Here is a 21,407-nt window from a genome sequence, read left to right on the forward strand (position 1 = left end):
GGAGGCGCGGCCTCCGGACCTTCGGAGTTTAAAGGCAAGATGAAGACCGACCCACACACCCGAAACAAGGAGCTGCTGGCACCTTTGCGCGCCGCGATGGCGGATTTCGATGCGGATGCGGTACGTACTGCGCTGGCCGCCGTTGCAGGTCCGGATGCGGTTTTCAGGCTTGCGCATCCGTTCGAGACGGTCGCGGGGGTGGACGCCTATTTCGAGCGCACGTATCTGCCCCTGTTGCGGGCTGTCCCGGATCTGGAGCGCCGTGACTATATCGTGATGGCCGGTCCGGACGGCGACGGGGCCGATTGGGTCGGGTGCGGGGGGTATTACTGCGGCACATTTGCGCGGCCGTGGCTGGATATTCCGCCGACGTGTCATCTGGTGCACATGCGGTTTCACGAATTCTACCGCATCGAGGATGGCAAGGTCGTCGAGATGCAGGCGCTGTGGGATATTCCCGAGGTCATGATGCAGGCGGGTGCCTGGCCGATGGTCCCCAGTCTGGGCCGCGAGTGGCATGTGCCGGGACCTGCCACGCAGGACGGATTTGTGCCCGGTCCCCATGACCGCGATGCCGGGCAGGCAAGTTGTGACCACATTGTCGAGATGTTGGAGTACCTCAAGAAGCACCCCAGTCAGGGTGGTCCGGAGGTCATGGAAATGGACCGGTTCTGGCATCCCCGCATGACATGGTACGGCCCTGCGGGGATCGGCACGGGGCGCGGCACGGCGGGGTTTCGCAACTGGCACCAGATCCCTTTTCTGAACGGCATGCCGGATCGCGGCCAGTATGTGGACGAGATCACATACCATTTTTTCGGCGACCGGAACTATGCCGCCGTGACCGGATGGCCCGATATGTTCCAGTCGATCACACACGACGGATGGCTAGGCATTCCGCCCGTCGGCAAGAAGATCGAGATGCGCAGTCTGGATTTCTGGCGGGTAGAGGACGGGTTGATCCGCGAGAACTGGGTGCTGGTCGATCTGCTGCATATGTATCACCAGATCGGCGTTGATGTGCTGGGGCGGATGCGGGAGTTCAACAAGGCGCGGGCCGGGTTCGACCCTGTTACGGGGAGGGCGCAGTGATGGATTTGCCGCGGACACCATCGTTTGATCTGGACGGGCGCCGTGCGCTGGTGACGGGCGGTACATCGGGCATCGGGCTGGGCTGTGCCGTGGCGCTGGCGCAGGCCGGTGCGCATGTCACGCTGGCCGCCCGGCGGGCCGACGTGCTGGACGCCTGTGTCTCGGCGATCAAGGCCGAAGGCTGGGCCGCGGATGCGGCGGTTTTCGATCAATCCGATACGGGCGCCATGCCCGATCTGTTCAGCACGCCATACGATATTGTGGTCAACTCGGCAGGGTTGGCGCGCCATTCAGCGGCGGTCGACACGGTGCCGGAAGACTACGATGCGGTGATGGATTTGAATGTGCGCGGTGCGTATTTCCTGTCCATGCATGCCGCACGCGCCCTGATGGCGGCGGGCAAGCCCGGGTCGATCATTCATATCTCAAGCCAGATGGGGCACGTGGGCGGCATCGATCGCGCGGTGTATTGTGCCTCCAAACATGCCGTCGAAGGCATGGTCAAAGCGATGGCTGTCGAGTGGGGCAAGGCAAACATTCGCATCAACACGGTTTGCCCGACCTTTATCCGCACCCCCCTGACGCAATCGACGTTCGACAATCCCGAGCGCCTGGCGTGGATCATGGACAAGATCAAGCTGCCCCGTGTGGGCGAGGTTGCGGACATCATGGGCGCGGTTGCGTTTTTGGCCTCTGATGCGTCGGCGATGGTGACGGGCACCGCGATGATGATCGACGGCGGCTGGACGGCGGACTGATGGGGAAGGTGACTTCACTCGACGTGGCGGCAAAGGCGGGGGTGAGCCGGTCGGCGGTCAGCCGTGTCTTTACCCCCGGCGCGTCGGTGAGCAAGGACACGGCCGCCAAGGTGCGCGAGGCCGCCGACCAGCTGGGCTATCGGCCGAATGTGCTGGCGCGCAGTCTCAACACCGGGCAGAGCCGCATCATCGGGCTTGTCGTGGCCTATCTCGAGAACCAGTTTTATCCCGAAGCGATCGAGAAACTGTCAAAGGCCCTGCAGGAGCGGGGCTACCATGTGCTGGTGTTCATGGCGTCCAACGACAGCGATGCGACACAGCAGGTGATTGACGAACTGCTCGATTATCAGGTCGATGGCATCATCGCCGCGTCGGTCGGTTTGTCGAATGATCTGACGGGACGCTGTGCGGCGGCAGGCATACCGGTGCTGCTCTTCAACCGCCGTCAGGCTGATGCGCGTTTGTCGAGTGTGACGTCGGACAACCGCGCAGGCGGCGCGGCGCTGGCGGAGTTCTTGCTGGCCGGAGAGCACGCACGCATCGGGCATATCGCCGGTTGGGAAGGGGCCTCGACCCAGGTGGATCGCGAGGCCGGGTTTCGGGCGGTTCTGGCCCGTGAGGGGCTGGAGTGGGCGGCGCGCGAGGTCGGCAATTTCGATTTCAAGCAGGCCCAACAGGCAGCAAGACGCATGTTCGGCGTCGATGCCCCGCCTGATGCGGTGTTCGTTGCAAACGATCACATGGCCTTTGCGGTGATGGATGTGTTGCGGTTCGAATTGGGCATCGATGTTCCCCGTGACGTGTCGGTCGTGGGCTATGACGACGTGCAGCTTGCGGCCTGGGCATCCTATGACCTGACGACGATACGGCAGCGCGCCAACATGATGGTGGCGCAGGCCGTAGACACATTGCTGGCGCGTATCGACACCGCCGGATTACCCCCCCAACACGCCGCCATCGAGGCGCCGTTGATTGTTCGCGGCTCTGCCCGCAAGCCAAAAAGGACCACGACATGAAAGGGTTTGACCCTAAATTCAAGGACTTCCCGGATTACATTATCGGGATCACCAAGGAGATCTGGGAGGACAGGGGGATCGCGACCCTGCACCAGTATTACAGTGACGACATCGTCGTGAGGTCACCCGGATCGGTGGTGATCGGCAACGAGAAGGTCATCGGAGCCACGATGGCCACACTGGCGGAGTTTCCCGACCGGACGTTGTTGGGCGAAGACGTCATCTGGTCCGGCACACCGGAAGAGGGGATGCTGAGTTCGCACCGCTTGCTGAGCACCGCCACCCACACCGGCGATGGCATGTATGGCGCGGCTACGGGCAAGAAGCTGGTGTACCGGATCATGGCCGACTGTCATGCGATCAACAACCAGATCAACGACGAATGGCTGATCCGCGATCAGGGCGCTATCGTGCGCCAGATGGGGTGGGATCCGAAAGCCTATGCGGCCGATCTGATCGCGCGCGAGGGCGGGCCGCAGAATTGCGTCAAGCCGCTTACCCCCGCCATTGATCAGCCCGGCCCCTACAAGGGGCGCGGCAATGACAACGCATGGGGCCAGAAATACGCCGACATCATCACGCGCGTCATGGGGGCCGATATGGCCGTGATCCCCGCGGAGTATGACCGCGCCGTGCACACCGAATACGTGGGCGGTGCAACGGGGCAGAGCCATGGATCGGTCGACCGGTTCTGGATGGGTCTGCGGGCGTCCTTCCCCGATGCCACTTTCAAGGTGGAGCATGTGATCGGACGTGATGATCCGTTGATGCCCCCGCGTGCCGCGGTACGCTGGAGCCTGCATGGCACGCATTCGGGGTGGGGGGTATTCGGCACACCAACGGATGCCGAGGTCTATGTGCTCGGCATCAGTCACGCCGAATTCGGCCCGTGGGGCCTGCGCCGCGAATACACGCTTTATGACGAGGCGATGATCTGGAAACAGATCCTTTTGAAAACCGGATAGGGGCGGCCGCGCTGCCGACCCATTCGCATATCGCGCTGGCGCTACGGTCCCGCGGGGGACCGACTGCCGCCGCGCTAACCAGAGGCCAAGACCATGACATTATCCATCCATGACCGCATTGTCCGCTACGGCGAATTGCAACCGTGCAAGACCGCCTTTATCGACGCCCACACGCCCGGCAGCGACCAAAAGGAAAATTTCACCATCATCGGTGGCGGGGTATCGGAATCCGCCGACCAGCATGTCCACATCGGGCTGCCACACGGGTTCAATATCGGGGCCGCGGGTCAGCCGCCCAAATGCCGCAACAGCCTGCACAGTCACCGCACCGCGGAAGTGTTTTTCGTGTTGTCAGGGCGCTGGCGGTTTTTCTGGGGGCGGTACGGCACCGCCGGCGAAGTCACGCTGGAAGAGGGCGATATCATCAACATCCCGACTGGCATGTTTCGCGGGTTCGAAAACATCGGAACCGACTACGGGATGATCATGGCGGTCTTGGGCGGCGATGATGCGGGCGGCGGTGTGATCTGGGCGCCGCAGGTGATCGATGACGCCAAGGCGCACGGGCTGGTTCTGGGTGACAACGGCAAGCTCTATGACAGCAAGCAGGGCATTCATCCGCCTGCGGGCGTGTCGCCGATGCCGCTTCTGAGCGAGGAGGAGCTGGCCGCCTATCCGGAGCCGTCGACCATGCAGGTCGTTGGCGGCTACGTGCGGCGGTATTGGGATATGATGGCGCTGTCGGACAAGACGCCCTGCAAGGTGATCGGCGAGCGCGGCATCATCCGCGACAAACCCGGTTTCGAGATTGACTTCATCTCGCGCGGGAGTGCCCGGAGCGAGAAACACGCCCATGACGTGCCGTCGGTCCTGATGCCGATGCGGGGCCATTGGCGGGTGGAATGGGACGCGAATGCGGATCACGCCGCAGGCAGCGCCACGCTCGCGCCCGGCGATACCATGTCGGTGCCCGAAGGGTTGGCCCACTCCGCCGTGCCATCGATGACCGGCGAAGCGTCCTTGTATCACGTGGTCTCGACGGGCGATCCTGCCGGCCTGACCTGGACCGGCAGCTGACGCCCGCGATCAGGCCGGAGGCGTATCGAGAAAAGGGTAATCCGTGTAGCCCTCACGCCCGCCGCCATAAAATGTGTCCTGATCGGGGGTGTTCATTTCGGCGTCGCGGCGGATGCGTTCCGGCAGATCGGGATTGGCGATGAACGGGCGGCCGAATGTAACCCCATGGGCGTGCCCGCTGTCGATCACTTTGGCCGCCGTGGCGCCGTCATAGTCGCCATTGGCCATGTAAAAGCCGGTGAAGTGCGGACGCAGGGCCGCCACCAGATCCTTCTCACCCTCACTTCCGGGGAATTTCTCGACGATATGCAGATAGGCCAGCCCCCGCGCATCAAGCGCCTTGTAGATTTCGCCGAAGTGCTTTTCGGGGTCGCTGTCGGACATGTCGTGGACCTCGCCGATGGGCGACAGGCGTACGCCGACCCGGCCCGCGCCAAAGACGTCGATCACCTCGTCAAGGATTTCGGCCAGCAGACGCATCCGGTTTTCAAGGCTTCCCCCATAGGCATCGTCGCGTTTGTTCACGCCGTCCTGAAGAAACTGGTCGATGAGATAGCCGTTGGCGGCATGCACCTCGACCCCGTCAAAACCGGCTTCCTGTGCACATTTGGCGGCGTGGGCGAAATCCGCGATCGTTTGCTTGATCCCCTCCGCATCGAGTGCGGTCGGTTTGGACGTGTCCTCGAAACCGTTTTGGGTAAAGGTCTGCGCATCCGCGGCCACATCGGTCGAAGATACGGGGGCTGCGTTATCGGGCAGCAGCGATGTGTGGCTGATCCGGCCCACGTGCCACAGCTGGCAGTAGATCCGCCCGCCCGCGGCGTGCACCGCATCGGTGATCTTGCGCCAACCCGCCACGTGATCCTCGGTATAGATGCCGGGCGTGTCGATGTACCCTTTGCCCATCGCGGAGACCTGTGTGGCTTCGGTCAGGATCATGCCGGCGCTGGCGCGCTGCGCGTAGTAGGTCACCGCCATGTCGCTGGGCACGCCGTCGCCGCCCGCCCGGTTGCGCGTCAGTGGCGCCATCAGGACCCGGTTGGGCAGGGTGACATCCCCCATTCGGACGGGGGTGAACAGGCTGGCGTGGTGGGTCATCGGGGTATCTCCGCTATGGCAATCAAGTCTGGGTGCAACGCGAAGCGGGGCGCGCGGGTTCCGCGCCCCTTGCCCGGGCTGTCCCCTTGCGCGCCGCGCGGTGATGCCGCATGCATAATCAACAATAGCTTTTCGCGAGAAGGACATCTTTCATGGTTTTGACAACGCACGCAGGGTCGCTTCCCCGCACGCAGGAGGTGGTTGATTTCATCTTTGCCCGTGAGCATGGCGAGGCGTATGATCGGGCCGCCTTTGACGCGGCCATGACGGCGGCGGTTTCGGCGACGGTCAAGCGTCAGGTCGAAACCGGTGTGGGCGTCGTGAGCGACGGCGAGACGTCCAAGATCAGCTATGCCACCTATGTCAAAGACCGCTACACCGGGTTTTCAGGGGACAGCCCGCGCAACGCGCCCGCGGATCTGAAGCAGTTCCCGACCTTTCTCAAACGTCTGGCCGAGGGCGGCGGCACGCCTCAATACGCGCGCCCGATGTGCACGGGTGATGTGGTGTCCAAAGGGCAGGGTGAGCTGGGCAAGGACATCGCCAACCTCAAGGCGGCGATGGCCGAGCATGGTGCGCCCCGCGGGTTCATGAACGCGGCCTCTCCCGGTGTCATTTCGCTGTTCCTGCAGAACGATCATTACCCCACACGCGATGCTTACCTTGCCGCGCTGGCGGACGCGATGAAGGAAGAATACGAAACGATTGTCGCCGCCGGGCTGGATCTGCAACTCGATTGCCCCGATCTGGCGTTGTCGCGGCACATGTTGTTCAACGATCTGTCGGACGAGGCATTTCTGAAGATCGCGGGCGCGCATGTCGAAGCGTTGAACCACGCATTGCAGAATGTTCCCGAGGACCGCGTGCGCATCCATATCTGTTGGGGCAATTACGAGGGCCCGCACACATGCGACATCGGCATGGACAAGGTCTTCGACACGCTGATGTCGGCCAAGGCGCGGTATGTGCTGTTCGAGACTTCCAATCCGCGTCACGCCCATGAATGGACCGTGTTCCGCGACAGGCGAGCCGACATTCCCGACGGCAAGGTGCTGGTGCCCGGTGTCGTCGATACGACCTCGAACTTCGTTGAACATCCCGAAGTGGTGGCGCAGCGCATCGAACGCTTCACCGACATCGTGGGGCAAGACCGCGTGATTGCGGGCAGCGATTGCGGTTTCGGCACCTTCGCGGGTTTCGGCGCGGTCGACCCCGAAATCGCCTATGCCAAGCTGACGGCCCTGTCGGACGGTGCCAAACTGGCCGAGGGACGGGCATGAACGACAGTCTGCTCGACCTGCTGCGCCGCGTCGATACGCCCACCGTTTGCAACGCCATCGAGGTGGCACAGGGCAAGCGCGGCTTCAACCGTTTCACACGCGGAACGATGCAGGCCTCTGCGGCGCAAGGGCCCGCGATGGTGGGCTACGCACGCACGGCGCGTATTCGTGCAGTTGCGCCCCCGCAGGAAGCACCGGAAGATGTGCGCGCCCGCCGCATGGGCTATTACCGGCATATGTCCGAAGGTCCCCGCCCCGGTATCGCCGTGGTGCAGGACATGGATGTGCCCAATGCCATCGGTGCCTATTGGGGTGAAATCAACACCAACGTGCACAAGGCGTTTGGCCTGTCGGGGGCGCTTACCGACGGGGTGATGCGCGATCTGGGCGATCTGCCCGACGGCTTTCCGGTGGTGGCCGGATCTGTCGGCCCCAGCCACGGTTTCGTCCATGTGGTGGACTACGGCACACCCGTCGATATCTTTGGCATGGCGGTCGCCGATGGCGATCTGGTGCACGCGGACCGCCACGGCGCGCTGGTCATCCCGACGGACGTGATCGCCGTGCTCGAGGACGCGATCGGTCAGCTTTTCGCCGCCGAACGCATCGTTCTGGATGCGGTGCGCGACAGGCAGATCAGTTTTGCCGATTTCGAAGAGATCTGGTCCGCCTTTGAAAGGAGCCGCACATGAAACTGGCCCGTATCGGCAATGCAGGGAGCGAACGGCCCGCAGTCGTCGCCCCCGATGGATCGTTCCGAGATCTCAGCGATCACGTCGATGACATCACCGGCGCCACACTGGATTCCGAAACGCTTGGCAGGCTTGCCGCGCTTGATCCGATGGCATTGCCCGAAATCACCGGCAGGATTGGCGCTTGCGTCGGCGGCATCGGTAAATTCCTGTGCATCGGGCTGAACTACTCCGACCACGCCGCCGAGGCGGGCATGGCCATCCCCGAGCACCCGATCCTGTTTCTGAAGGCCAATTCCGCGATTTGCGGACCGAACGACGATCTGATCCAGCCCCGCGGGTCGCAGGCACTCGATTGGGAGGTCGAGTTGGGCGTCGTGATTGGAAAGACGGCGAAATATGTGGATCGGACCACGGCACTGGAGCACGTGGCGGGCTACTGCGTGATCAATGACGTGAGCGAGCGGGACTTCCAGACGAAACTGACCGGGCAGTGGACCAAGGGCAAAAGCTGCGACACCTTCGGCCCCGTAGGCCCCTGGCTGGTGAGCGCGGATGCGGTGGGTGATCCGCAGGCGCTCGACCTGCGCTGCGATGTCAATGGCACCACACGGCAGACCGGATCGACCGCCACGATGATTTTCGGCGTGGCCGACATCATCGCGCACCTGAGCCAGCTGATGACATTGCACCCCGGTGACGTGATTTCCACTGGCACGCCACCCGGCGTCGGCATGGGTATGAAGCCACCGCTGTATCTGGCCCCCGGCGATATAGTCGAATGCAGCATCGACGGACTGGGCACCCAGAAACAGGGGGTTGTCGCGGACGTCTAGGCGTCAGGTTTTCGGGGCAGGCGCGCCGCCCTCGAATGCGTTGCCGTTGACATAGTCACAGGGCGCCTCCTGCATCTCCAGATGCAAACCTGCACCGGGATAGGGATGCGCGCGCGCCAGCTCCTCGTCCACCTCGATCCCGAGACCGGGGGCCTGTGGCGCGTGGATGAAGCCGTCCTCGACGCGGATGGTATTGCGGATCAGGTTGGCATGGAAAGGCGTCTCGATCGTCTCGGCCATCAACAGGTTCGGGATCGACACCGCCAGATGCACATTCGCGGCCCATTCCACGGGGCCGGCATAAAGATGCGGTGCCATCTGCGCGTTGTAGACCTCTGCCATGGCGGCGATCTTCTTGGCCTCCCAGATCCCGCCGACACGCCCCAGCGCAGGCTGCAGAATGGTGGCCGCGCCCGCGCGCAGGACAGGCGCGAATTCGGCCTTGGTGCAAAGCCGCTCGCCGGTGGCGACGGGTATTCGGACCGCGGCGGCAACCTTACCCATTTCAGCAACATTATCCGGCGGGATCGGTTCCTCGAACCACAGCGGGCTATAGGGTTCCAATGCCTGTCCCAAACGGATGGCCCCTGCCGTCGTGAACTGGCCGTGGGTGCCGAACAACAGATCGGCGCGGTCGCCAACAGCGGCGCGAATGGCGCGGCAAAACGCGACAGATTGGGTGATATCCGACATCGCGGGCATATGGCCTCCGCGCAGGGTATAGGGCCCTGCGGGATCAAATTTCACTGCCGTATAGCCACGCGCAACGGCATCCAGTGCCGCCTCGGCCGCCATATCGGGCGATGTCCAGAACGCGGTCGGGTCATGATGGGGCAGGGGGTAGAGATAGGTATAGGCCCGCACACGCGCATTCATGCAACCGCCCAGAAGCGCGTAGACAGGCCGCTCGCGCATCTTGCCCAATATGTCCCAGCAGGCAATTTCGAGACCCGAGAACGCGCCGATCACCGTCAAATCGGGGCGCTGCGTAAAGCCGCTGGAATAGGCCCGGCGAAACATCAGCTCGATATCTTCGGGATTTTGGCCGCGCATGTGGCGCTCGAATACATCTTCGATGACCGCGCGCATCGCCTCCGGCCCCACGGACGCGGCATAACATTCGCCCCATCCCACAATGCCCGTTTCGGTGGTCAGCTTGACCAGTATCCAGTACCGCCCGCCCCATCCCGGCGCGGGTGGGGCCGTCACGATAACGTCCAGATCCACAAGTTTCATATCTTTCCCCCCCGCAGGTGCCGGCTCACAACAGATCGGCCTTCATCTTGCCCTTAAACTCAAATCCGCGCCGCGCACCGCGCGCAGGTCCCTGCGTTTAGCGATCAAAGACAATCACATTCCGCCGTGCCGCACCGGTTTTCGTGTCAGCAATCGCCTCGTTTATCTCGGCAAGCGACCAGCGCCCCGAGATAAGCGCGTCCAGTTCCAGCCGACCTTGGGTATAAAGATCGACCATCCACGGAATATCGCGTTGGATGACGACATCCCCCATTTTGGAGCCGACCATTCCCTGGCCCACGGCGGCCAGCATGACAGGCTCGTAAGTGGACGTGGCACCCGAATGGGGCATGCCAACCATCACGACCCTGCCCCCATAGGCGAGATACTGCGGGGCGGTGTCATAGGCAGGGATCGCGCCGACGGTGACGATCACGGCATCCGCACCCCGGCCCAACGCGCGCTTTGCCGCGCGCCATGGTTTGGCGTCGGTCGCCAGCACCCCGTCGGTTGCGCCAAAGGATTTCGCCACCTCCAGCTTCTCCTCGCTCATATCGACGGCAACGATGCGCCGGGCACCGGCAATCCGCGCGCCCTGTATCGCGTTGAGCCCGACACCGCCCGCACCGATGACGACCACGTCCTGTCCGGCCCGCAGCGCGGCGGCGTTCACAACTGCGCCGACGCCGGTGATCACCCCACAGGAAATCAGGCTGGCCGATGCCTTGGGAATTTCTGCCGGAATTTTGACGACCTGTTTCTGGTCAACCACAACCGCCTCGGCAAAGGCCCCGCAGGCCATGGCCTGATGCAGTTTGCCACCGTCGGCGGTCTTGATGGGCCCCTGATCGCCGTCATAGGGCGTCTCGCACAAGGTCGGTTTACCGCTGGCGCAGGACGGACACGTGCTGCACGACCGGATGAGCGTGACGACCACGCTGTCGCCTTCGGCCAGTCCTTGCACGCCGTCACCCAGAGCGCTCACACGACCGGCGGCTTCGTGGCCGTACACCGCAGGCAATGAGCCGCCCCAGGCGCCTTCGGCAAAGGATATATCGGAATGGCAGATCGCAACCGCGTCCAGCGTCACTTCGATCTCGCCCGTTCCGGGCGCGCGCAACTGGATGTCTTCGATCTGGAGTGGGCTGCCGAAGGATCGGCAGACGGCGGCTTTGATGGTACGCAAGTTATATCCTTCCGGCGCAGGTGATGCCCGACCGTCGCGATTTCGGGGCGGGCTGACAAGGGGGAATCACGCCTCGGGCGTGCGCGGTGTGTTTTGCCTGCGCGGTGACGCAAGAAGCGCAAACAGGCCGAGCACCGTGAGCAGCCCTGCCAGCGCAAAAGGAGCCCCCGGCAGGAAGACCGGCGCTTGATTGTCGGTAAAGCGGGCAAAGGTATAGGTCATGACCAGCGGCGACAGGATCATCGCCAGTGCCGACGCCGAGGTCAGTGCACCTTGCAATTCACCCTGTGCGTCTTCTGCAACCCGCACCGACATCATGCCTTGCAAAGCGGGCGGGATGATGCCGCCGATTGCTGCGATTGGGGTCAGCGCCAATGCCCACGGCCCCGAGGTGGTAACGGCCAAAAACCCGAAGGCGACGATGTTCGTCAGATGCCCTGCCACCACCGTGCCGCGTTCACCGAGCAGTGAGAGCACCGGCCGGATCAACCCGCCCTGAATGACGGCCATCATCGCCCCGAACAGCCCCAGCGAGACACCGATCGTCGCCGGGGACCAGTCGAATTGCGCCTTTGCGAAATAGGCCCAGACCGCTGGATAGACGGCAAAGCCCACGTAATAGATGAAATAGACCAGCAACAATCGCGTCACCCCCGGCAACCGGCCCAGACTGCGCAGCGCCCCCAGCGGGTTTGACCGGCGCCACGAAAACGGCCGGACCCTGTCGCCGGTGACCGTTTCCTTCAGCACCATCCAACCGAACAGGGCATTGCCGGCGGCCAGTCCGGCGGCGGTCCAGAAGGGGGCGCGGGTGCCGTATTCGGCCAGCACACCGCCCAGCAGGGGTCCGAGCACAAACCCCGCACCGAAGGCGGCCCCGACCAGCCCAAAATTCGCCGCGCGTCTCTCGGGCGGCGAGACGTCCGCCATATACGCGGTCGCGGTGGACTGGGTGGCCGCCGTGATGCCGCCGATGACACGGCCCAGCAGCAACAGCCAAAGAGCGCCCGCGACCGCCATCAGCACATAGTCCAGTGCCATCACCAAAAGCGCCACCAACAGGACGGGCCGGCGCCCGAACCGGTCAGACAGCCCGCCCACGACAGGGCCGAAGACAAACTGCATCACGGCGAATGTGGTCGACAGGATCCCGCCCCAGAGCGCCGCCTGCGCGAGCGTGCCGCCGCCCACATCCTGAATGAGATCGGGCATCACCGGCACGATCAAACCGATGCCCATTGCGTCGATCATCACCGTGAGAAGGATGAAGAGAACCGGCAACCGCTTCATGGACGGCGCAATGCGCGGACACGGCGGACAAAGGCCCTTGCTTCGGCGGGGGCCGCGCCCATGTGACGATCTGCTTCAAACACCGTCGGGGCGAGTTCGGGGTAGGCTGCGGTCGCAAGCGCGCGCAGGGTTTGCCCGCTCGACTGCGCCTGGGCGCACAGGTCCTTGGTCGCGGTTTGCGCGGCTGGCCGCGGCATGGTCTCGCTGAGCGCGAAACTGAGGGCTTCGGCCTGGAGCATGCCGCCGGATTTTTCGATGGTGGCGCGCATGCGCTCCGCGTCAGGACACAGCGCATCGGCCACCGAACAGGCAATCTGCGTCCCGCTGGCCGCGCCAAGGCATATTTGCGGCAGGACCATCCATTCGGTGAACCATGCTGCGCCATCGCGCTGATGCTGGTGGGCCCCGGCGGGACCCATGGCAGCACGCAAGGCGTTTGTCTGATGCGCGAGCGCCACAAGCGCCGAAGGGCCAACCGGATTTTGTTTCTGCGGCATCGTCGAAGAGCCGCCAGCACCCGTCAGCCGTATCTCGGCGATGTCGGAGGCACATAATGCGATGAGCGTGTCGCCCATACGCCCCAGCGTGGTTGTAACCAGCCCGAGCCAATCGGTAATCCGCAACAGCGGGCCGCGGTCCACATGCCAGCTGCGTCCGGGGTCGGCGAGCCCGAGCCCATCGGCGAGCGCCGCGCGCAGTTGCGGTGCATGCGGTCCAAGCGCCGCTGACGTGCCGGCGGCCCCCGACAGCGACACCCACAGCGCATTGCCGCGCAGGGCTGGCAGCGCCTCGAGGCTATCACACAGGGCGTGCCCCCAGTCCGCCAAGACAGCGCCCCAGCTTGTCACCGTGGCGTGCTGCGCGTAGGTGCGCCCCGCCATGACGGTTTCGGCGTGGGTTTCTGCCTGATTTGCAAGCAAATCCAGCAGGCGTTGCAGATCAGTTTCGATCAGCGCGAGCAGCTGGCGCAGCCGTAGCATCAGCGCGGTGTCGATGATGTCCTGACTGGTGGCCCCCCAGTGCACGTATTGCGCGTGTTCGGGGGCGTTCATTTCGGTGCGGAAGGCCGCCACCAGTCCCGGAACACAGACCCCGTTTTCGCCCGTTGCCTTGGCGATGGCGCCGGGATCAATGGCGATTTCGAGCGTGGCGCGGTGGATCGCGGCGGCGCTGATTTCGGGGATCACCCCGAGGTTGCCCTGTGCCTTGGCCAGCGCCCCCTCGACGATCAGCATGGCGCGGATCGCGGCGCTGTCAGAGAAAAGGCGCCCGGCGTCGCCGGTCGGGAACAGGTGGGCATAAAGGGGGCTGTCAAAGACGCTGGCGGCCATTATTCGTCTGCTTTTGCTTGTTCTTCCAGTTCCGCCCACGTCGCCTTGGCCAGTTTGATGGCGCGGTTGGCGCGGGGCACCCCGGCGTAAACGGCTACGTGCTGGAACGCTTCCATCACGTCACGTTTGCTGGCCCCCGTGCGGGCGCAGGCGCGGATGTGCATCGGGATTTCGTCAAAGTTGCCCATCGCCGCCAGCAGCGCCAGCGTCAGCATGGACCGTTCGCGCGGCGCAATGGCGTCGGAGGCCCAGACGGTGCCCCACGCCCCTTCGGTGATGAGACCCTGAAACGCCGCATCCAGTTCATCGCGGGAGGCTTCAGCGGCATCGACATGCGCGTCGCCCAGCACCTTGCGACGCACCGCCATGCCGGTGTCGTAGCGTTCAGACATGACCGACCCCTTTGAGAAAGGCGGTCAGGATGCGGGCGTATTCTGCGGGCTGTTCGACGCACGGCAGATGGCCCGCGCGGCGGATCAGGTCGAATTTCGATCCCGGTATCAGGTCGAGCGTTTCGCGCACCAGATCGGGCGGGGTCGAGCCGTCTTCGGTTCCGGCGATACCAAGAGCGGGCAGGCGCAGACCCGAGGTGGGAGTGTAAAAATCAGTGCCCGAAATCGCCGCAGAGCATCCGGCGTAACCGTCATCGGCCTGTTGCACCAGCATGTTGCGCCACAGCTCGAGCGCGGCGGTTTTGCGGAACTCTTTGGAGAACCAGCGCTCCATCACCGCATCGGCGAGGCTTTCGATGCCGCCCGACTGGACCGCGGCGATGCGGTCGGCCCAGCGCGGCGGGTTGCCGATCTTGGCGGCCGTGTTGCTCAGAACGAGCGCGCGGATCATGTCGAGGCGCTTTACCGCAAGCCCCTGCGCAATCATGCCCCCGATAGAGAGGCCGACGAAAACGCAGTTGCGCACCTCCAGATGATCGAGCAGGCGTTCGCAATCAGTCACCAGCGCCCCCATGGAGTAGGGCGGTTTCGGTACGCTGGAAAGACCATGCCCGCGTTTGTCAAACCGGATAATGCGCAGACCTTTCGGCAGCAGAGGCAATACCGGATCCCACAGGCGCATGTCGGTGCCCAATGAATTGGCGAACACCACCGGGGGGCCGTCATCTGGGCCATCGACACGGAAGTGCAGCCGGACATCACCGGTATCGAACATCTGCATCATGCACCCCCTTTCAGGCGCATATGCGCCATGATCTGCCCGTGATCGGACGCCAGCTTGTTATAGGGCGCTTCCGGATGACTGCCGTCGGTGAGATGGTCGTTGAACACGCTGAAATACTCCATCTCCCCGATGCTGTCAGGGCTGTTCGCCATGAAGTGCCGCGACATGTAGATTTGGTCGATGCTTTCGTAGACGCCGCCGAATGCGGCGGTAAAGACCATGTCACGCAGGGATTTTTGCACGAACTGGCGTTCGGCAGAATGCAGCCGTACGGCCTCGATGTCTTCGGTGATCTGGATGTTTTCGGCTTCGGAATACCGGTCGCCGCGGTGCTCGGCGTCATGACGCAGCATCCACTCGTAGTTCTTGAACGGGTGCTCACCGCTCACGATTTCGGAGCTGACCGCATTGTCGGCATCGTTGAAGTCACCCAGAACCATCACCGGATGGCCCGCTCTGAGCTCTGCGACAATCGCGCCGCGCAGAACCCACGCTTCGGCCATTCGGCGCATGGCCGCGCGGGCAGAACCCAAGGCGCGTCCGACAGGATCATAGCGGGTCAGATCCGCTTCTTTGGCGGTGCCGTCTGGCCCGCGCATATATTCGCCAAGTTTGGATTTCAGGTGGCAATTGAACACCGTGACCGTGTGCCCGTTGATCGGAACGCGCGCCTTCAGGATCGGGCGGCTGAGTTTGCTGATGCGGAAATAGCCGCCCTCTGCGTCGCCATCCTGAAACGGGATATCCAGTGGTTTGCCGAGGTCCTGAATGATTTCGGGCGACCCCTCAAAGCCGTAGCGCGAAACGATTGCCAGCCCCGGGCGCCGGTGTCCGGGATCGCCATCGTGGATATTGGGAGCAAAGGCCACCGCCGCATCGCGGTAACTGCGGTAGGCCAGTTTGCGAAAGATGGCCCGTTTGCGGTAGCGCTTCGAGCCATCGGGAATGGAAAACTCGTTCTGTTCTTCGCCGTACTGGTCAGCGAGCGCGATTACATCACGCAGCGCAGAGTCTTCGAACACTTCCTGAAAACCCACGATATCGGCATCCAGCGTCACCAGTTGATCGGCCAGCCAGTCCCGTTTCCAAGCGTATTCCTCGGGGGTGTAGGACATGAAGCGATAGTATTCGCTGTCTGCACCTATGAGGTTTTTCACGTTGAAGCTGGCGATGGTGAAATCGGTCATAGTGTGTCCAATGCGCGGGCAAACATGGGGGCATCGACATTGCCGCCCGAAATGGTGACGATCACGTCATCGCCTTCGATCTGGTCACCCCGAAACAGGGCGGCGGCCAATGCGACCGCGCCGCCGGGTTCGGCAGTAACCTTGAGCCGGTTCCACGCATGGGCCATCGCGCGCAGGGCATCGGTTTCGCTGACCACGAGGCCCGGGCCGCACAGACGCTGGATGACAGGCCAGGTAATATCGCCGGGTTGCGGGGTGATGATGGCATCGCAGATGTTGCCGGACGTGGCGGTGTTGCGCTGGATCGTGCCTGCCTGCTGGCTGCGTGCCACATCGTCGAAGCCTTCGGGCTCGGCCGGGCGGACCCGCAGGCCGGGTGCCTCCGCCTCGAGCGCCAGCGCAATGCCGGAGGTCAGGCCGCCGCCGCCGCAGCAGACAATGACATCGGCCCGTTCGATCCCGTTTTCGGCCGCTTGGCGGGCGATTTCCAGACCGCAGGTGCCCTGGCCCGCGATGACTTGCGGCTCGTCGAAGGGGCGGATCAGGGTCAGACCGCGCTCTGTGCTCAGACGCTCGCCTATTTCTTCGCGGCTTTCGGTGTCGCGGTCATACAGCACCACCTGTGCGCCGTATGCGCGGGTGTTGGCGACTTTCAGGGCAGGGGCATCGGAAGGCATGACGATGACGGCAGAGGTTCCGTGCAGCCTTGCGGCATAGGCGACCCCTTGCGCGTGGTTGCCCGATGAAAACGCGATGACGCCGCGCGCGCGGTCTTCTTTCCCGAGTGCGGATAGCGCCGCATAGGCCCCGCGAAATTTGAAGCTGCCGGTGTGCTGCAGGCATTCGGGTTTGACCCAGACCCGGCGGCCCGCGATCTCGTCGAGGAAGGGAGAGTTGAGCAGCGGGGTTTGGCGGGCGTGCCCGTCGAGCCGCCCGGCAGCCGCGCGGATCATGTCGATGTTCATGAGATCTGTCCTATCCACGCGTGCAAGGCTTCGCGTGCTGGTTCTTCGTCCAGAAACGGTATGTGTCCCCGCCCGGGCACGCGCCCCAGTATCATGTCGGGGCGTCGACGCTGCATTTCGTGGACGGTGTCGGCGACCAGCAGGTTGGAATTTTCGCCCCAGATCAGGGCAAGCGGCAAACCCGACAGCGCGTCGAAATAGGGCCACAGATCCGGCATGGCCTGATCTTCGGTGGCGAGAATGGCGTCGCGCAAATGCCGATCGTAGGTGATGCGCAAGCCGTCCGCAGTTTGCGTGTAGTGCTTGCGGGCTTCCGCGAGCCAGCGGCCCGGGGGCAGGTCGGTGAATTGGGGAAAGGCGCGGGCCATCGCGGCGGCTGCTTCCTCGTGGGTGCGGGCGGCGGGATCACGGCCGATGTAGGACCGGATGAAAGCCATGCCTTCTTCGTCTATGTCCGGTCCGATGTCGTTGAGCGCGACGCCCAGGAGCCGGTCCTTTGCGCCCATCGCCAGTCCCATCGCGTTCAGGCCCCCGCGCGATGTCCCCAGAATGGCGACCTGCGGCAGATCGAGATGATCCAGCAGTTCCACCACATCGCGACATTCAACCGGCAGCGTATAGTTGCGCCAGTCGGGGTCGAAATCGGATTTGCCGCGCCCCCGGTAATCCATTTTGATCAGGCGGCAGGATGGCAGATACGGTGTGACATAGTCGAAATCCGCCGTGGTGCGGGTCAGCCCCGCAAGGCACAGGATCGGCAGGCCTTCGCCGCTGTCTTCGTAGTAGAGGTCGAGACCGTCCGAGGTTTTGAAATAGGCCATCAGCGCGCCGCCAGTTCGGGAATGCCGGTCAGATCGGACAGGATGTGCGCGGGCGTCCACGGCAGCCGGTCGACCGGATCACCGGCGCGGTTGACCCAAGCGGTGGCAAAGCCGTAGCCGCTGGCGGCGGCGGCGTCCCAGCCGTTGGACGAGACGAACAGCACATCGTCGCGCGCGCAGCCGAATGCCGTGCCTACAAGATCATAGACCCGCGCGTCCGGCTTGAAGACGCCGACAGTTTCGACGGACAGGGTTTTGTCCAGAACGCCGCCGATGCCAGCCGAATCGACCGCCCCCTGCAGCATGTCGGGCGATCCGTTCGACAGGATTGCGGTGTTCATGCCCGCCTGTTTCAACTGCGCCAGCATCTGGGGGACTTCGGGGTAGGCACCCAGTTCCCAGTAAAGCTGCAGCAACCGTTCGCGCAGAGGGGCGTCACCGCCGTGGCCGGTTTTCTCCAGCGCCCAGTCGAGCCCGTTTTGCGTGACCTCCCAGAAATCGCAGTGCGCGTCTGCCACCGCGCGAAGCCAGCTGTATTGCAACTGCTTGAGCCGCCAGTGTTCTGCCAGCGTTTGCCAGTCGTCGCGGATGCGGGCGAAGTCGGGTTCGGCTGCGGCCTGCCGCGCGGCGGATGCCACATCGAACAGCGTGCCGTAGGCGTCGAAAATGCAGGTGGTGATGGGCATGCTGTCCTCTTGCGGCGGCGGGTGTTGCGGGCAGACTGACACGGGGCAGGCGGGTGGAAAAGGGCGAATTGAGGGGTTTACCTTCGCGGGCGGGCTTGAAATGGTGGGACGCGCATCGGAGAACCCGCGCAGATACGTGGCCTCCGCAGATGAATTCCTGACAAGACTGGAGAAGACTATGGCCGAAGTTAAGGCTGGCGATACCGTGCACATTCACTACACCGGAACCCTGCTGGACGGGACCACCTTTGACAGCTCCGAGGGGCGCGAGCCGCTTGAGTTCGTGGTGGGCTCGGGCCAGATCATCCCCGGTCTGGACGTGGCGCTGCCCGGGATGACCGAAGGCGAGAAGAAAACCGTCAAGATCGGTTGCACGGATGCTTATGGCGAGGCCAACCCCGAGATGCGGCAGGCTGTGCCACGCGAGGGCATTCCTGCGGATATCCCGCTCGAGGTGGGCATGCAGTTGCAGATGCAGACACCCGATGGGCAGGCGATGCCAGTGACGGTTGTCGAAATGGATGAGGCAACGGTCACGCTTGATGCGAACCACCCGTTGGCCGGCAAGGACCTGCAGTTCGATATCGAGTTGGTCAAGGTTGCCGCTGCCTGAAGCAGTCTGAAGGCATGACGACCGTCCGGTGCATGTGGTACGGGGCGGTCGAGGGGCTCTGCCCCGTCCTTGTCTGTCGACAAGGCCCCCCCCGGAGTTTAGGGGCAAGATGAAGCCGCGCGGTCAGCGCAGCATCGGAAACCAGTCCTCGCGCAGGCGTTGCCCCTGAACCATGTTGTGACCCGGAAACGGGGGCGACGTGGGGCCGGGCCGTTCGGTATAGCGGGCATCATCGCCCAAGAGCCGGAGCGAAAAGGCCCGCCGACGTGACCCGTCGAGATTGCCCCGTGCGCCGTGCAGGGTGGCGAAGTGGAATGCGACGGCGTCGCCCGGGGCGAGATCCCATTCGCGGATATCCATGCCTTCGGCGTCCGGATCGGGCACTGGCCGGTAGGGGGCGGGATCGAAGAAAGCATCGCCCTTGGCCCAGCGGGTGGGCAGCACGGGTTTCGGCCAGACGTGTGATCCCGCGACACAGCGCAGGCTGGCGTCCGTCACAGGGTCGAGCGGCGACCAGAAGCTGACCGTTTGGCGCCCCTCGACGAAATAGTAGGGGCCGTCCTGATGCCACGGGGTCGCCATCGAGGTGCCGGGCTCCTTGACCAGGATATGATCGTGGAATAGCTGCACGCGCTCCGAGCCCATCAGGGCCGCTGCGACATCGGCGGCAGCGCTTTGCCGGATCACGCGTTCGAATTCGGGGATGCGCTGCCAGTTGCAATAGTCGTCGAAGAACAGGCCGGTTTCGCCCGGTTTGTCATTTGTCGAAGCGTAGGGACCGGGGACTGCCATGTTGCGCGCGATGCCGGCGCGCAGGTCTTCGAGATGGTCGGCGAAAAGACCCCGTATCACGACGACGCCGTCGCGTTGGTAGCGGTCTGTTGTTGCGGCGTCGATGTCGAGGCCAGTCATGGGATCAGGTTTTGCGCCGCAGGCGGATGACCACATCGACGGATGCGATTTCGGCGCCGTCAGGTGCGTCGGGCAACTGTGCTATCACCAGTTGGTCCGATGGCGCATCGGACAGCCGCGCTTCGTCTTCCCAGAAGAAATGGGGGTGGTCGTGGGTGTTGGTGTCGAAATAGCTTTTGGAGCCGTCGACGGTCACTTCCTGCAAAAGCCCTGCGTCACAAAATGCCCGCAACGTGTTGTAAACGGTTGCCAGAGACACGCCGGCACCGTCGATGCGGGCCGCCTCGAACAGGCTTTCGGCGGTGACGTGGCGGTGCTGGCCGTCGCCCACGAGCAAGGTGGCAAGCGTCACGCGCTGGCGGGTCGGGCGCAGGCCGGCCTTTGCCAGCCAATCGGTGCCAACCTTTGCGGCCGTGTCTGTGTGCTGCGGTGTCTGTGTCATCGCTGACCTCGTTGCAATTCATTCTCAATATAGGGGCGCGTGGGGGGGATTTTCAAATGATTTCCGTGTCTCCGCCAGATTGCCGCATGCACGGGCGCGGGCGGGGTGCCCTTGCAGGGGGGCATTGGGCGGTGTTAGATCGCCCGAAGACCTCATTTCAAGTGATCATCAGGAGATCGACCATGGCAGATTATCCCACCCGTTTCGACAAAGAGGATCTGTTGAAATGTGCCCGTGGCGAGCTTTTCGGTGAGGGCAACGCGCAGTTGCCTGCGCCGCCGATGCTGATGATGGACCGGATCACGGATGTATCGGCAGACGGGGGTGCCCACGGCAAGGGCCACATTACCGCGGAATTCGACATTACGCCCGATCTTTGGTTTTTCGACTGCCATTTTCCCGGAAACCCCATCATGCCGGGGTGTCTGGGTCTGGACGGACTGTGGCAGTTGACCGGTTTCAACCTCGGCTGGCGCGGCTGGCAGGGGCGCGGGTATGCGCTGGGCGTGGGCGAGGTGAAGCTGACCGGCATGGTGCGCCCTGACCGCAAGATGCTGACCTACAAGATCGACTTTACCAAGGCGATCCAGACGCGGCGGCTGACGATGGGCGTGGCCGACGGGATCGTCGAGGCCGATGGCGAGGTGATCTATCAGGTCAAGGATATGAAAGTCGCGCTCAGCGAAAGCTAGGCGGCCTGCGCGGCGCGATGCCCCCGGCTGTGCGCCGCTAGCTGCTTGCACCTGTT

Annotated in this window: 23 protein-coding genes; 10 read left to right on the forward strand and 13 right to left on the reverse strand. The window is 63.6% G+C overall.

Annotated elements, in window-relative coordinates:
• Positions 1 to 39 precede the first annotated feature (39 nt).
• The 5 genes from K3756_RS04360 to K3756_RS04380 all read left to right on the forward strand — a co-directional run bounded on the left by K3756_RS04360 (position 40) and on the right by K3756_RS04380 (position 4,908).
• The gene (locus K3756_RS04360; protein ID WP_259991270.1) at positions 40 to 1,092 is read left to right on the forward strand and encodes an ester cyclase; all 1,053 of its coding nucleotides are present in this window, start codon (positions 40 to 42) and stop codon (positions 1,090 to 1,092) included.
• On the forward strand, positions 1,092 to 1,850 hold the full coding sequence (locus K3756_RS04365; protein WP_259991272.1) for an SDR family NAD(P)-dependent oxidoreductase: 759 nt from the start codon (positions 1,092 to 1,094) through the stop codon (positions 1,848 to 1,850). Before K3756_RS04360 ends, K3756_RS04365 begins: the two co-directional genes overlap by 1 nt.
• Positions 1,850 to 2,866, forward strand: coding sequence for a LacI family DNA-binding transcriptional regulator (locus tag K3756_RS04370; protein WP_259991274.1), 1,017 nt, complete (start codon positions 1,850 to 1,852; stop codon positions 2,864 to 2,866). Before K3756_RS04365 ends, K3756_RS04370 begins: the two co-directional genes overlap by 1 nt.
• Positions 2,863 to 3,831 carry an ester cyclase gene (locus K3756_RS04375; RefSeq protein WP_259991275.1) on the forward strand — a complete coding sequence of 323 codons (969 nt, stop codon included), beginning with the start codon at positions 2,863 to 2,865 and terminating at the stop codon, positions 3,829 to 3,831. Before K3756_RS04370 ends, K3756_RS04375 begins: the two co-directional genes overlap by 4 nt.
• 93 nt (positions 3,832 to 3,924) lie before the next feature.
• Positions 3,925 to 4,908, forward strand: a complete 984-nt coding sequence (locus tag K3756_RS04380; protein WP_259991277.1) for a cupin domain-containing protein — start codon at positions 3,925 to 3,927, stop codon at positions 4,906 to 4,908.
• A gap of 9 nt (positions 4,909 to 4,917) precedes the next feature.
• Here K3756_RS04380 and K3756_RS04385 read toward each other — a convergent pair whose 3' ends face one another.
• Positions 4,918 to 6,006 carry an alkene reductase gene (locus K3756_RS04385; protein ID WP_259991279.1) on the reverse strand — a complete coding sequence of 363 codons (1,089 nt, stop codon included), beginning with the start codon at positions 6,004 to 6,006 and terminating at the stop codon, positions 4,918 to 4,920.
• Positions 6,007 to 6,158: 152 nt separating this feature from the next.
• Between K3756_RS04385 and K3756_RS04390 the strand changes: the two genes are divergently transcribed.
• The 3 genes from K3756_RS04390 to K3756_RS04400 are packed head-to-tail and all read left to right on the forward strand — an operon-like array spanning position 6,159 to position 8,814.
• A complete protein-coding gene (locus tag K3756_RS04390) occupies positions 6,159 to 7,286 on the forward strand; it encodes a cobalamin-independent methionine synthase II family protein (RefSeq protein WP_259991280.1) in 1,128 nt (375 codons plus the stop codon).
• Entirely contained in the window at positions 7,283 to 7,978 is a 696-nt protein-coding gene (locus K3756_RS04395) for an RraA family protein (protein ID WP_259991282.1), read from the forward strand. Before K3756_RS04390 ends, K3756_RS04395 begins: the two co-directional genes overlap by 4 nt.
• The gene (locus tag K3756_RS04400) at positions 7,975 to 8,814 is read left to right on the forward strand and encodes a fumarylacetoacetate hydrolase family protein (protein WP_259991284.1); all 840 of its coding nucleotides are present in this window, start codon (positions 7,975 to 7,977) and stop codon (positions 8,812 to 8,814) included. Before K3756_RS04395 ends, K3756_RS04400 begins: the two co-directional genes overlap by 4 nt.
• Positions 8,815 to 8,817: 3 nt before the next feature.
• On the opposite strand, the gene K3756_RS04405 is transcribed toward K3756_RS04400, so the two are convergent.
• From K3756_RS04405 to K3756_RS04450, 10 genes are all read right to left on the reverse strand, one after another.
• Positions 8,818 to 10,050: a mandelate racemase/muconate lactonizing enzyme family protein gene (locus K3756_RS04405; RefSeq protein WP_259991286.1), complete on the reverse strand. Its 1,233-nt coding sequence runs from the start codon at positions 10,048 to 10,050 to the stop codon at positions 8,818 to 8,820.
• Between the two features lie 97 nt (positions 10,051 to 10,147).
• Positions 10,148 to 11,236, reverse strand: coding sequence for a zinc-binding dehydrogenase (locus tag K3756_RS04410; protein ID WP_259991288.1), 1,089 nt, complete (start codon positions 11,234 to 11,236; stop codon positions 10,148 to 10,150).
• Positions 11,237 to 11,302: 66 nt separating this feature from the next.
• The gene (locus K3756_RS04415) at positions 11,303 to 12,526 is read right to left on the reverse strand and encodes a TCR/Tet family MFS transporter (RefSeq protein WP_259991290.1); all 1,224 of its coding nucleotides are present in this window, start codon (positions 12,524 to 12,526) and stop codon (positions 11,303 to 11,305) included.
• Complete coding sequence (locus K3756_RS04420; protein WP_259991292.1) at positions 12,523 to 13,857, reverse strand: lyase family protein; 1,335 nt, start codon at positions 13,855 to 13,857, stop codon at positions 12,523 to 12,525. The genes K3756_RS04415 and K3756_RS04420 overlap by 4 nt, the downstream gene beginning before the upstream one ends.
• Complete coding sequence (gene pcaC, locus K3756_RS04425; RefSeq protein ID WP_259991295.1) at positions 13,857 to 14,249, reverse strand: 4-carboxymuconolactone decarboxylase; 393 nt, start codon at positions 14,247 to 14,249, stop codon at positions 13,857 to 13,859. Before pcaC ends, K3756_RS04420 begins: the two co-directional genes overlap by 1 nt.
• Entirely contained in the window at positions 14,242 to 15,030 is a 789-nt protein-coding gene (gene pcaD / locus K3756_RS04430; protein ID WP_259993482.1) for a 3-oxoadipate enol-lactonase, read from the reverse strand. Before pcaD ends, pcaC begins: the two co-directional genes overlap by 8 nt.
• A complete protein-coding gene (locus K3756_RS04435; protein ID WP_259991297.1) occupies positions 15,030 to 16,220 on the reverse strand; it encodes an endonuclease/exonuclease/phosphatase family protein in 1,191 nt (396 codons plus the stop codon). The genes pcaD and K3756_RS04435 overlap by 1 nt, the downstream gene beginning before the upstream one ends.
• Positions 16,217 to 17,185, reverse strand: coding sequence for a threonine/serine dehydratase (locus tag K3756_RS04440; protein ID WP_259991299.1), 969 nt, complete (start codon positions 17,183 to 17,185; stop codon positions 16,217 to 16,219). Before K3756_RS04440 ends, K3756_RS04435 begins: the two co-directional genes overlap by 4 nt.
• Positions 17,182 to 18,006 (reverse strand): alpha/beta fold hydrolase, encoded by an 825-nt coding sequence (locus K3756_RS04445; RefSeq protein WP_259991301.1) that lies wholly within the window; start codon positions 18,004 to 18,006, stop codon positions 17,182 to 17,184. The genes K3756_RS04440 and K3756_RS04445 overlap by 4 nt, the downstream gene beginning before the upstream one ends.
• Positions 18,006 to 18,692 carry a haloacid dehalogenase type II gene (locus tag K3756_RS04450; RefSeq protein WP_259991303.1) on the reverse strand — a complete coding sequence of 229 codons (687 nt, stop codon included), beginning with the start codon at positions 18,690 to 18,692 and terminating at the stop codon, positions 18,006 to 18,008. The genes K3756_RS04445 and K3756_RS04450 overlap by 1 nt, the downstream gene beginning before the upstream one ends.
• A 178-nt stretch (positions 18,693 to 18,870) precedes the next feature.
• Here K3756_RS04450 and K3756_RS04455 point away from each other — a divergent pair, with 178 nt between their 5' ends.
• Entirely contained in the window at positions 18,871 to 19,305 is a 435-nt protein-coding gene (locus tag K3756_RS04455; protein ID WP_259991305.1) for a peptidylprolyl isomerase, read from the forward strand.
• 123 nt (positions 19,306 to 19,428) lie between these two features.
• Here the strand turns inward: K3756_RS04455 and K3756_RS04460 are convergent, their stop codons facing one another.
• Both K3756_RS04460 and irrA read right to left on the reverse strand, forming a co-directional pair.
• Positions 19,429 to 20,217: a phytanoyl-CoA dioxygenase family protein gene (locus K3756_RS04460; RefSeq protein ID WP_259991307.1), complete on the reverse strand. Its 789-nt coding sequence runs from the start codon at positions 20,215 to 20,217 to the stop codon at positions 19,429 to 19,431.
• Positions 20,218 to 20,221: 4 nt separating this feature from the next.
• Positions 20,222 to 20,659, reverse strand: a complete 438-nt coding sequence (irrA, locus tag K3756_RS04465; protein WP_259991309.1) for an iron response transcriptional regulator IrrA — start codon at positions 20,657 to 20,659, stop codon at positions 20,222 to 20,224.
• Positions 20,660 to 20,841: 182 nt separating this feature from the next.
• On the opposite strand from irrA, the gene fabA reads away from it, so the two are divergent.
• Entirely contained in the window at positions 20,842 to 21,351 is a 510-nt protein-coding gene (fabA, locus tag K3756_RS04470; protein ID WP_259991311.1) for a bifunctional 3-hydroxydecanoyl-ACP dehydratase/trans-2-decenoyl-ACP isomerase, read from the forward strand.
• The last annotated feature ends 56 nt before the right edge of the window (positions 21,352 to 21,407 follow it).

Origin of the sequence: Sulfitobacter sp. S190 (assembly GCF_025141935.1) — a bacterium.
Lineage (GTDB): Bacteria > Pseudomonadota > Alphaproteobacteria > Rhodobacterales > Rhodobacteraceae > Sulfitobacter.